Source organism: Marinifilum sp. RC60d5 (genome assembly GCF_052400665.1).
GTDB lineage: Bacteria > Bacteroidota > Bacteroidia > Bacteroidales > Marinifilaceae > JBQTGK01.
Genome location: NZ_JBQTGK010000016.1, coordinates 45,990 through 58,639 on the forward strand (window position 1 = coordinate 45,990; position 12,650 = coordinate 58,639).

At 35.6% G+C, this 12,650-nt stretch carries 9 protein-coding genes; all 9 read right to left on the reverse strand.

Translation table 11 applies throughout. The annotated features are described in order from the left end of the window. Positions 1-87: 87 nt before the first annotated feature. Entirely contained in the window at positions 88-1,626 is a 1,539-nt protein-coding gene (locus tag ACT3CE_RS18175) for a Fic family protein (RefSeq protein ID WP_444711186.1), read from the reverse strand. A gap of 180 nt (positions 1,627-1,806) precedes the next feature. Continuing rightward, positions 1,807-3,153 (reverse strand): restriction endonuclease subunit S, encoded by a 1,347-nt coding sequence (locus ACT3CE_RS18180; protein WP_444711187.1) that lies wholly within the window; start codon positions 3,151-3,153, stop codon positions 1,807-1,809. Beyond that, positions 3,146-3,652, reverse strand: a complete 507-nt coding sequence (locus ACT3CE_RS18185) for a transposase (protein WP_444711188.1) — start codon at positions 3,650-3,652, stop codon at positions 3,146-3,148. The genes ACT3CE_RS18180 and ACT3CE_RS18185 overlap by 8 nt, the downstream gene beginning before the upstream one ends. 149 nt (positions 3,653-3,801) lie before the next feature. Then, positions 3,802-5,394: a type I restriction-modification system subunit M gene (locus ACT3CE_RS18190; RefSeq protein ID WP_444711189.1), complete on the reverse strand. Its 1,593-nt coding sequence runs from the start codon at positions 5,392-5,394 to the stop codon at positions 3,802-3,804. Between the two features lie 125 nt (positions 5,395-5,519). Next, entirely contained in the window at positions 5,520-5,816 is a 297-nt protein-coding gene (locus ACT3CE_RS18195) for a hypothetical protein (protein WP_444711190.1), read from the reverse strand. Between the two features lie 1,066 nt (positions 5,817-6,882). Continuing rightward, positions 6,883-7,320, reverse strand: coding sequence for a hypothetical protein (locus ACT3CE_RS18200; protein WP_444711191.1), 438 nt, complete (start codon positions 7,318-7,320; stop codon positions 6,883-6,885). Between the two features lie 6 nt (positions 7,321-7,326). Further along, positions 7,327-10,233, reverse strand: a complete 2,907-nt coding sequence (locus tag ACT3CE_RS18205) for a hypothetical protein (protein ID WP_444711192.1) — start codon at positions 10,231-10,233, stop codon at positions 7,327-7,329. 14 nt (positions 10,234-10,247) lie between these two features. Beyond that, complete coding sequence (locus ACT3CE_RS18210) at positions 10,248-10,751, reverse strand: PAAR domain-containing protein (RefSeq protein WP_444711193.1); 504 nt, start codon at positions 10,749-10,751, stop codon at positions 10,248-10,250. 21 nt (positions 10,752-10,772) lie between these two features. Next, positions 10,773-12,605, reverse strand: coding sequence for a type VI secretion system Vgr family protein (locus ACT3CE_RS18215; RefSeq protein ID WP_444711194.1), 1,833 nt, complete (start codon positions 12,603-12,605; stop codon positions 10,773-10,775). Between the last annotated feature and the right edge of the window lie 45 nt (positions 12,606-12,650).

Consider the following 12,650-nt stretch of genomic DNA (forward strand, 5'->3'; position numbering starts at 1 on the left):
CAATCTCATTCCTTTTGCGAACAGATTGCCGCGCTCGTTCCTCACTCGCAATGACGGGTTAATAATTCACAACTCATAACTCAAATCTCATAACTCAAAAACCAACGCGTAGTTTCGTTCTATCTCTTCTACTTCTGTATCGCTAAGCAATGCAAATTCATTTTCTATGGCTCTTTGTGAAAGTTTACCTGCATTTTGCTCAAGAAAACGAACCAGTAAGGCTACTAATTTATCTGGCATTTCAAATTCATCATCTAAATATCTTTTGAACTCATCATAATTAGTCAGATAAGTTACTTCATTAGGTATAATGTTCTCAATGGTATCGTGCACACAGTCGTAAAGAAATTCTGCTTGCTTTGTCGCATCAAAATATCTGTAATAATCGAGAGTATCATTCAAAACGTTCACATTATGATCTGTTGTTTCTTCCCAATCGATAAAATCTAATACGGGATGCGAGAAATTCTCCAACACCTCACGATAATCATCTAAATGATCTAGTATTGATGACGAAACAGGAAAAATCATTCCTTGTTGTGAGAATTTCTTTTTGGCAAGAACGTGATGAATTAAGTAACGGTGAATTCTTCCGTTTCCATCTTCGAATGGGTGTATAAATATAAAGCCAAAAGCAACAATTGTTGCCATTAACACAGCATCGAGATCAGAATTCAATAGCTTATCATTGGTATTTAATAAACCTGTAAGCAATTTGTCCAAGTCTTCCCATTTTGCCGAAATATGCTCTGGTAGTGGCTCTCCCGACGATCGATCATGTTCGCCAACAAAGCCTCCCTTTTCACGAAATCCCATGTTAATGAATCGATCATTTTCGATAACTATTTGTTGCAAGCGTATGAGCTCTTCTTTGCTTACATCTTTTGTTCCTGCTTGGCCTATGGCCTGTCCCCATCGTGCTGCACGTTTACTTTTAGGACTTTCGTCCTCTATGGCAAAGGATGCTTTAGAATCTTTTAATAGTAAGAAAGACGATGCCCGTTGTAAAACATCTTTATGGATACTGCTTAGGAATGCATTTTTTTTACCAGATACATTCGCATTAATATGTGCTTCTAGTTTTTCAGTTTTAAATAATAATGGACAAAAATCTATGGTTCCTGGAAGATTATTAATAATTTTTTGCCTGGCAGATTCTTCTCCTTTTATTGCATATTGCATACTCGCATCTAACAAAGGAAGGTATTTGCGTTTTTTTAAATCTACCTGCACATCAATTTCCTCTTGCTGCAGCCACTCATATAAAAACCATATTTTACGGCTATATTGCCCAGTAGGTTCTATATTTAATATGGCTTGTATTACATCTTTGGGTATAGTATCAAATAGAGATTTAAATACTAAAAGATTAATACCTTCATATTTAATAGCAAATACTAATTGTTTGTATAAAGTTTCTTCTGGTTGGTACGATACAGGAAATACCTTCCAATCTTCGTTATTATATTTTTTACTTTTTTCAGTAATTAGAGCTAATGTATTTGGAAATGGAATAGTTAAAGCTAATTTTTCTATAATGGCAGCATATCCCACTATTTTTCCCTTTTCAGGAGTGGTTTTTCCTTGAAATATGGATGTTTCAATTGAAGGTATTCGTATTTCCATGCTTTGAAATTTCTAAGTTATGTTTAAATATAACTAAAAAATGTGCGCTAACTGAAAATAACGTGCGCATTTATATATTAAATTAAAAAAACGTGCGCTAACTAAAGTAAAAAAAACATGCGCTAGCTAAAAAAAACGTGCGCATATCATCTTTTTTCAAAAAATATGCGCGCAATATAATTAAACAAACATTTGCTGCAAGAGCCCTTTTTTAAAGCTTTGCGTTTGGTTGATTTGATGACTTACTCGTTCTATTTTGCTATCGATGGCCGATAAAAAGCTTGCGATTTTTTGTTGTTCTTCGAGACAAGGGAAATTTATTTTGAATTCCTTTATTTGCTTAGAACTTATATGAGGAATACCTGAACTTGTATTTACAGTATCAACGTATCTGATAAATTGTGTTGACCTGATATGTTGATAAATAAATTCTATTGTTGATGTCTTTAAACTTCTGATTCTAGCAACTCTTTGTACTAATAATGCCCCTTCATCAAATTTAGTTATCAAAGCTGAATTTTTCCCGACTTTGGATCCATCCATACTTAATACTAAATCTCCCTCTTTTACCATTAATTTCTCGATATCTTTAATGTCCTTATTGAAGTATCGATCCATTTCTAAACTGTGCCGTATATATCCTTCGGTTATATTTATTCCTCTTAATAAAGGGATTCCATTTTCATTTTCAGAAATATCTTCTCCTTTGAATGCATATCCAGAAAATAAATCAATGTGTTTGCCTAATCCACTCTTCTCCCACTCCGGATACTCCTTTCCATTCTCATCTTTAAACCTAAGCTTGCCAGAGAAAAGTTGTTGCATCACGCCTTTTTTGTACACCTCTAACAATTTCTTCTTTTTGCTGAGCTGCTGTATTTTTTCATCTACCGCAGATAAAAAGGAAGCTATTTTTTGTTGTTCGGGGAGAGAGGGAAGATTTAGTTTAAATAAACGTATACTCTGAAAGTTAATTCCCTCTCTACCACTCCCTGTCTGACCTTGGAATATAAGTTTTTGACCTTTATGTGATGCTAAAAACGGCTGTAAAAATTTCGGTGTATAATTTGATTTTAAACGAATTATACAAACATGTTGATTTACGTTTCCTTCGTCAAATTCATTAGGAACTACACAACTTCTTCCAATTGACCCTCCTGTTATATTAAGCAGGATATCATTTGATTGCACCGAACTGCCTTTCATCTTCTCATGGATCTTTTCTGATATGTGAGTTTCATCAAGAACTAATTTATTGTCATAAACATTTTGACTTCTGATAAAAGGAATTCCTGAAGTTTGATAAACTTGAACTCCACCTGAAGGAGTACTTCCACTTCCTACCTTAGATACAATGTTTCCAAGTAATTCTACATTCCATAAATCATCAAACTCCTTAAATCGTAGTTTAGGAACAAGGTGTTGAGATTGCTTCGTACCTCGCAATGACAAATTGGGGTTTTCGTTTGCAGTTTGCAATGATGAGTTGTGTTGTTCTGTTTCGATATGTGTTGTTGAGTTATTCATTGCTCGTCTTATTAAATTTATCTCCATTCCATTTTACAGGATTATTGAGAATATAATTTTTTATTTTTCGGTATGCATTATCGTTTCGGATAATGTGATCGTGATAATTGGCTTGAAAAAAATGATTCGTGCGATTGTATTTAGGGATGTCCAAATTATTTTCATCGATATAATCATCAATTTTTGAATTGATTGCAGATTTGAATCCCCCGATAAATGATGATATTGATTTTGGTAATCGTATGGGCATTTTCGATTGGGATTGGGATTGGGATTGGGATGGCACACGCATTTGGGATGGCGGTGGCACACACAGAGACGCACGGCCGTGCGTCTGTACTGCGGGATGTTCATTATTTTCATCCGTGTTATTCAATATGATAATGGCATGTAAATGGTTTGGCATTATTATATATTCATCCAAAAATAATTCCTTTCGTATTTCAAATGATTTCAGCCATTCGGTTTCAATTATTTTCCCATAATCTGATAAAATCATTTTGTTCTTTTCAATTCTGCCTAAATTGCAAATTCTATTTTGGGTGCAAATGGTGATAAAATAGGCGGCATTATTCGAATAATCCCAATGGGATAATCTGTGCGAATCAATCCTATATTTATTTTGATATTTATCGACCATTATGCGTATTAAAAAGGGGTTTTAATGCCCAATTCCTTACAAAAACCGGCAATTAATTTGTCGGTTTCTTTCATCTCCAAATCGTTTGCCACCAGTTGATCTGCCACCTCATTTAAATCTACAGGCTCTTCTTCTTCAAAGGTATCTACATAGCGGGGTATGTTTAGGTTGTAGTCGTTTTCGGCTACTTCGCTAAGCGTGGCTACGTGGCTGTATTTGTCGATGTTGGCTTGAGATCCTTCGACAAGCTCAGGATGACAGGTGTAGGCTTTGTAGGTATCAATAATTTTATTGATATCCTCTTCGCGCAAGTAGTTTTGGGTTTTTACTTTCTCGAAGTGTTGACTGGAATCAATAAATAGGATGTTATCCTTGTTGGCTCTTTCCTTTTTCAGCACCAAAATACAAGTCGGAATACTGGTTCCGTAAAAGATATTGGCTGGCAAACCTATTACGGCATCTAAGTAGTTGCGATCTTCTATCAGGTATTTACGAATGTGTCCTTCGGCTGCTCCTCTAAACAAAACGCCATGAGGTAGCACTATGGCCATTGTCCCCTTATCGTCTAGCTGATGCACCATGTGTTGTACAAAGGCAAAATCGGCCTTAGAGCTTGGGGCTAATTTGCCGTAGCTTGAAAAACGCTCGTCGCTCATAAAGAGTGGGCTGGCACTCCACTTGGCCGAAAATGGCGGATTGGCTACAATGGCTTCAAAACGCATATCGACATGCTGTGGTCGCTCCAGGGTATCTTCATTTTTAATGTCGAACTTTTTGTAATGCACATCGTGCATAATCATGTTCATGCGGCACAAGTTGTAGGTGGTTGGGTTCATTTCCTGCCCATAAAAGCCACTCACTGCCTTTACTTGTTTGGCTACGCGCAACAAGAGGGAACCAGAACCACAAGTAGGATCGTAAACCGATTTTAGTTGGTCTTTACCCACCGTTACCAAGCGAGCGAGTACTTTCGACACCTGTTGTGGGGTATAAAACTCGCCTGCTTTTTTCCCTGCTCCACTGGCAAATTCACCAATAAGGTATTCGTAGGCATCACCCAGCACATCGCTATCGGTATTCTCTATATCAAAATCAATCTCGTCTAAATGCGATAGCACTTTTACAATCAATTCGTTTTTATCGTTTTCCGATTTACCGAGTTTCGAACTGGTTAAATCCAAATCTTCGAACAGGTTGCCAAAGTCGTCTTCACTTTCCGATCCCATGGTGCTTTGCTCGATGTGCGCCAGCACTTTGGCCAAATCGCCCAAAATAAATTGGCTTTTCCCTCCTGAGTTGCCTCTTTTGGCTAGCTGGCTAAACAATTCCGATGGCAATAAAAAGTAACCGAGCTTATCTAAGGCGGCATCTCTCAATGCTTCTATCAGTTCTGCCTCTTGTTCGTGGCCTTCCACTTCGGCAAAAGTGATTCCATCTGGCTCTAGAATTTCGTTGCCATACAGCTCCATTTTTTTACTTAGGTACTTGTAAAAAATAAAACCCAATATGTAATCTCTAAAATCATCGGCACCCATCTTGCCCCTTAGGGTGTTGGCAATGTTCCAGAGTTGTTGTTCTAAGTGTGCTTTTTGTTCGGTCATTGGTTATTTTTTTAAGGTCATCGACCTATTTACTATCAAATTTTAGTACTGCAAACGAAAGCCTGCAAAAATTTTTCGCAAGCATCTGTTTTTTGGACTACGATCAGCTGCGAATTTATACAATTCTATTTTTGTATTCGGCACAAGTAAGGCATTTTAAAATAGCACTGTTTGGTATTCATCCATTTCCCCTTGTCGTTTATTACACATATTCTATTTCTAAATGGTGTACCTGTTAAGCGGTATTTTCTCCCTTTTGTTAGATAGGCACTTTTCGAACCGCCTACATATTCTACAAAATCGTTTTTTTGTAGCTCAGGGCTTAGCTTTTCCCGAACTTGACTAACATTTTGGATGTCTAATTGCTTGTGGTATTTTTCAACAATATCCAATGCTTTCAAGTATTCTTCTCTTGTAATCATTTTGAAACTATTTTAAAGTACGCAAGTTTACCGTCGCCCAATAAATACAAATCAATAGGTATTCGGATGTAATTTTCAAAAAAAATTTAACAGTACCAAAGCTAATAAAAATCATATAAGTAGAAGGCTGTCAAACTTGTCAAGTTTTAGTTTGTGATGAAATACATACTAAATTTTGTTTTAATTGAGGGATGGTAATCGTGAAAAATGCACCCCCCTTTCCGTGACAGGAGGATTGGCTTCCGTGACAAACGGAAGACTTGAAATGGCGAACGGAACAGCGAAAATTAGAAACGGAAGAGGTAAAGTTTGACGCGGAAGATGATAAAATGCGAACGGAAACACACCAATGCATTACGATTGGAATTTTTTGTGCGGCATAAAAAAAGAGGAAAACATTTCTGCTCTCTTGTGCATTTTCTTCAATCTTTGAAATAGTTTTGATGCATAGGTTTTACAGTCTTTTACCCGAATCAGAATTTTGATCATTAAATATCAGATGTATTATAAGCAGGCATAATGCAGTAAGCATGTATAAGCATTCCTTTGTTCGCGCAACAAATTTCTACACTTTTGGCTACTGCCGCAAAATAGTGCTCACAAACAAAAATACCAATCCAATTCGACCGTAACAAAACGAATCAGGTACAAACCTTCTTTGTTGTGAATTGAAAATCGACGAAGTCAAACTTCTGGTTTTGACTTCAATCCTTTTGTTTTTACTCTCTCTAAAGTAAACAATATGTTGAAATTACGAAGAATAAAATCAGATGTTGACCATTACAATCAACCTACAGCTTGGTTCTTCTACTGCTACGCAGAATACGAGCTACAAGCTCGGACTAGCAGGGGGCTTACAGACTAAATGAGATAGTTTTTTATAGGATTAAAAAAAGTCGGAAACCATTTTAAGCCTCCGACTTCTCTATAATTTCAGTCTACTTTACCCGCTCAAAAATTCGTTTTGGTATTTTACACTTTTTTCCAGAAGCTTTCATTAATTCAGTATTCCTTCACTGTTAATTATTAGACAAAACAGCCTAAATGAAAACATATTTAGTTTAAGCTATTTCCTAGAACAAAAGAAATTACCATATTTTTGAAATTCTTCTCTCATCATAGGTAATTCGCTCTGCAATATATTATCTTTTTCTCCTTTTAAATATACTTTTGTAGCATTGCCATTCCCATCACATTCAATAATATATGTTTCTAAATTCTCATCAGTTAGAATTTCATTAACATACATTTCCACCTTAAATGTTACTTCATTAGAAACAATACTATGCTCATAGTAAATCATAGAACAACCAGATCCACAACTAATTGTAAAAGATGTTTCTGTTGATTGACAAGTATATTTTTCAACTAAGTCTTCAGTGTTTTGAACATTAGGTATTGCTTTTTTAGCATTAACTGCATCTTTACATCCGAAGAAAATAAATATTACTAAAAAAACAAAAATCTCTAATTTTATACCCTTTAAAAATTTACGGTTTCTCATTTTTAACTATTTGCTTTTTGATTTGATTAATACTTTTTTAATTTGATCAGGAGATATGTGGGCTTTATTTAATCCATCACCAGCATAGTAAGATTCACCTCCCACTGCAATTCTGTCTTTGCTAATTTTTTTACCTTTATCGACACCAATACTTGCCCATTCTTTGGCTGCTGCATACATTGCATCCTCTATGTTTCCATTACCCTTTAAATACTCTATTATTTCTGGTCTTTTTATTGTTATTAAATATTTCTCAAATATTCTATCCTGCATTTTTTCATCTAAATTTTTATCTATATCAAGCTCTAAACTAATAATACTAGAATTTAAAGTATTGGGTATTAATTGATATCTACCTACCGCAAAAATATCTCTATCTTTTTGTTTTTGTTGAATATCTTTGATTTTAGTTTCAATTACGTTAACATTATTAACAACACTAAGTCCTCCTTTTGTTTTATTACAAAGATTATAATTGTCGTTTGATTCTTTTTTTGCTATTAAGTTTGCGAATGCACTGTGAGCTAAAAAGTATTCCCCAACAATCCTCCTCATCTGCTCCACAAAAGCAATAGGGTGGAAGTGGTACACCTTAGTTGAGGTAGGAAATGGCGTATATTCTTCCTCGTCCTCATCTTTTTGCTCATATTCAAAACCTATTTCCCAAGGATTTCTTTTGCGACATTGATCCCGAATTGGATCATATATCATATCAGCAGGCATTCCTGGTAATTTATTTGGAACAGGAACTTTTACCTTACTCCAAAAATCAAAAGCCGTAATTTTTTCTTCTACTAAATGTAAAGTTAACTGTTTTTTATCTTCTAATTTCTGTTTTTTTTCAGCATTCTTCTCCTTTTTAATGCCTTCATCTAGTAAGGTTTCTATTTCCGATTTTAAAGAAGCATAATCAACACCCCACTCACTTTGGTGATAACAGATCATTTTAGAGAGTTTCTTCTGAGGAAATAAATCTTGCAAAGCATTTCGAAGTTCTCTTTTTGTCAACTTCCCATCACCATTTTCATCGATGTGATTCCATACGGATTTAATAAAAGCAGGTGAATTCTCTTGAGTAAGTTCAGCAATGGATTTATTTAGAACAAACTCATCTGGTTGTTCTTTATAAATTTTAAAACCAAAAGTCTCCCAATTGAAAGCTGAAACTAAACACATCGTGTTTATATTTTTTTCAGTGATATCTTTTTTTATAAACCCTTCAATTTCATTATAATGCACGAAGTTGTGTTCGTTTTTCTCAGGGGTGAATGTTTTAATCTTATACCAAGTATTATCTTTCTCTTGTATTTCAGTCTTGCTTAAATCGGAATTTTTAAAAATTTCATCTTGACCTAAAGTAAATTCAAAAATATCTTGTTTTGGCTCCCTAAAATAAAGAGTGGTTAAATCTTTTTCTAGCTTAATTATAGATTGTGGCTTAGCAACAACACCTAAAGCGCTTTTTTCTACCCAATACATATGTTCCCCTGCAGGGATAGTAAATACTACTTTTCGTCTATTCGTAACAGCTCCATCTTTATCTTTTATCGATTCTACCCAATCTATAATTGATTTTTTATTCAATGAATCATTAAAAATTACATTTAATTCTTTTAGTTTACCCGGAGTATATTTTGCAGCAATTACTTCTTCTTTATCATTCGTTTTCTGGCTTCCATCCATATAATCTAAAAGATCATAATCTACTTCTCTTTCTTGCTTGTGAAGTTTAATTTTGCAATATTTCTCGTTTGCGTCTTCAGAAAAAATAAGAACTTTTATTTCATCATCTTTTTTAAAGCTAATCGGATATTTTAAAGCCAATTTAGCCCCTTTTTTAATTTTAGTAAACTTCTTTGTTTTCTCTATATCGCTTTTATTTCCGGCTCTACCTGTAATAAATTCCGCTGGATCTTGATCTGTAAATACCTCTACATGACAATCTTTCAATTTTGGTTGATTTGCAAAACCACAATATCCCGTCCAACCAATAATATCTCCAGCTTTCACCTCAAATGCGCAATCTTCACCTGTTACAACATCATTAAATTTTTTAGGCGGTGTAATAGCCATTCCTTCAGATTTCACGCAGCTTTTGGCAAAAATTCTAAGATCCTTATAAGACTTACCATCAATACTCTTTATTTTATAGTAATTTTTCTTTGTGTTGGTAAATCCATCCAACTGGAGTTTTGTTCCATTGGGCACAACAAATTGAATACTAGCTCCTGTTAACGGTCTTATATTTTCTCCTTTTTCAGAACTTGTATCCTCTTCTGTGATTATTTCGTAAGATCCATTGGGTAATTTTTTATTGTGACGTGGTCCCATATACATAAACCGATCTACTATAACTTTATTCGTAAATGGATCTTTGTATTTTACTTTTTTATAATTAGTATCCTTTTGAGCCCAATGATCTTTATTTAATTCTTTAGGAGTTAAATTGGAATCAAGTTCTACAGTCATCCCTTTAGGAACTACGAATTTGTCTTCTTTATTCTCCGAACTTCTTAAATTTAATCCTTTAATTACACCTCCTTTAACTTTGTATTCGGCTTCACCCAAAAAAACAGGCACATCCTTTTTCTTACTCAAGTCTGTAAAAGTCATCAAATGATTGTAAAGGGAATAAAAACGCAATTCTCTACCTTCTGGGCTTACATATTTATGTTTTATAAGAACAAAATTATTTGAAAACTTAATTCCATCAAGTTCGATTGGTTCATTTGTAACCCTGTAGGCAATAATAACACCGTCTGCTATTGCATGAATAGCAGATTCACTTCTTCCTGATACATGTAGGCCTCCATGCCAATTAAGTAAACGGCCAATGGGATAAAATCCAACAGTATTGGCTTGACCTAATTTATCGGCAGGATTAGAGGTTGGAATCGGATATTCAAATTTCATTATAATCTAATTTTTTAGATGCTAAAATCATAATCTGGCAAAAAACCATGTTCATCTGCCTCTTCACGCAAGGTTTCCTGATTTTCTTGTGCTTCCTGAAGATTGGCAGGGCTACTATCGCCACGAACAATTTCTACTACACTAGATGCCAATTTTTGGGCAATGCTAATTTCTGGAAAAGGAATTTCCTGTATTGGACTGCTTACCCGTGGGTTGGGAGTAGCGGTACTAATTAGAATATTGGCTTCTCCAGACATCACAACACCACCATGAGCTGTCATATCGCCTTGGCAAACTACGGGCACTCCATTAATTAATACAGATGGATTTCCCTGAGCTACCACATCGGGTGGTCCTACGCAAACGGCCATATCGCCCATAAGAGCTGCGGGTTTTCCGTTAATTAAAACATTGGGAGCTCCTGGTCCTGTTATGGGACCGCCCACATGAGGCACGAGTCCAGAAACCATTGGGCAAACGTGCATACTTCCTATTGTTGCAATTGGTTTTCCAGCCATTTTTTTATTTGTAAGAATTAATTACATGATTTCTATTTTTCCACTTGCTCCCTGAACAGCAGTCATTTGTCCTTCAACCTTAACTTGCATTCCCGATAATCCTGCTTCAGCTTGTCCTGCAACACTGGCATTTTGTCCACTTAAATCGGCATCGGTAGTTGCAGCAAGGGTTAAGGCGGCGCTACTATTTACCGTAGTATCGCCAGTTGATTGTAGGGCTAAGTTTCCTTCTGCTTGAATATTTGCATCAGCCTGAGCAGCTACATCGATATTTTGTTGTGCAGCAATCTGAATATTTTCTTCGGCGGAGATATTGATATTTTTAGCTGAGATATCGATGGTTTCAGTAGAGCTAATGGTTAAGGATTTTGCTTGTGTGTCGAAAGTAATAATGCTGCCTTCGTTGTCGTAAATGTTAATTTTTTCTTCGCCATCGGTATCATTTAATTCAATGGTATGGCCACTTCGCGTACGTATGGCTTTTACATCATTGTTATCAGTAGTAAAACTTTCGGGTTTGGCTGCGCCATGATATAAGGTTCCAATAACAAAAGGCTTTTCGGCATTTCCGGCTTCAAATCCAACCATTACTTCTTCCCCAATTTCTGGAATAAAGTGGAAACCTTTATCTACACCACCATGTGGTTGTGTCATTCGAATCCAAGGCGATGGAGCGGTTAACTGCCAGCTAAATTGAACTCTTACTCTGCCAATTCCCTGTGGATCGGCATTGTCTACAACTATTGCGGTTTGAGTTTGACAGTGAGGAAAGAGGGCAACATTGGTGTAGGGTGGGTATACCACATTTTCCGGTATTGCCTCAAAATTATTTTTGTAATCGCCCGACATTTGGCAGGTGTGCATCAATTTTGTAACGATGAATGTACCATAAGTAGTTTCTCCATTGGCCGTTTTTTGAGCAATAGAAATTAATGCTCCTATTTTAAGACCAGGATTCATTGTACTGCCCGTTAGAACAACCATTCGGGCCACGTTGGCTTCACCTTGTTTTACCACAGCATTCTCTAGTGCCTGGTTTAAATCACCATCGGCGGTATGTCGGTGAAAATCGACTATGGTTTCCTGTCCAAACATTGTTTCCGACTGTTCTGCCATAAAAGCATGATAGCCGGGTAATTCAGTTCCTGCAGCAATCGAACTTTCCAGTTTTTCGTCCGAATAGTAATCTCTTGTTACGTAGTTAAATGTTTTGGGGTGCGTCTGCATTTTCAGATTAAAATCCATTAAATCGATGCCATACTTTAAGGGTAATGGCTCAGAAGTTTCCGATCCGAAAATTAGTTTTTGTCCATCGTAATAAAACCACTCACCATATCGGGATGCTAAATTGCTTAAAAAGTTAAAAGCACTTTGGTTGTATTGTACAATGTATGGAAATACATCTCTTGTAACTGGGTTTATGCTTGGCGCATTTTCCATTTGGTAAGCCGCAGTAGCTAAACGAACAATTTCCGATAAATCTTTCTCTTCATAGCCTATGCAATGCGGACCATCATCTAATAAAATAGTTGGACTGTATCCTTTTATTCGAATATGGTCGCCAATTGTTGCAAATTCTGATTTTACCGATTCTGCTTCTGTAATAATTCCGATAAAAGTACCTTCTGGTATTGCTGAATCGGTTACTATATCAGTAATTAAAATTTCTACTTTTTTACCAATAAGTGATTGAGTTTTGTCAATTATTGCCGTGCCTTCTTCGGTAAATAGCTCCCATAAAATGGTAATATCAAAATGGTGATGAGCATTAATCTCCTGAATAATTTTTAAATCAAGAAAATTAGGATATTGTACGCCATCTATTTTTATGATTGTATTTGTTTGCAGTGCCATGCTGGTATTTTTAACTAGTATTTATTTTGTGTAATCTACCTCTTA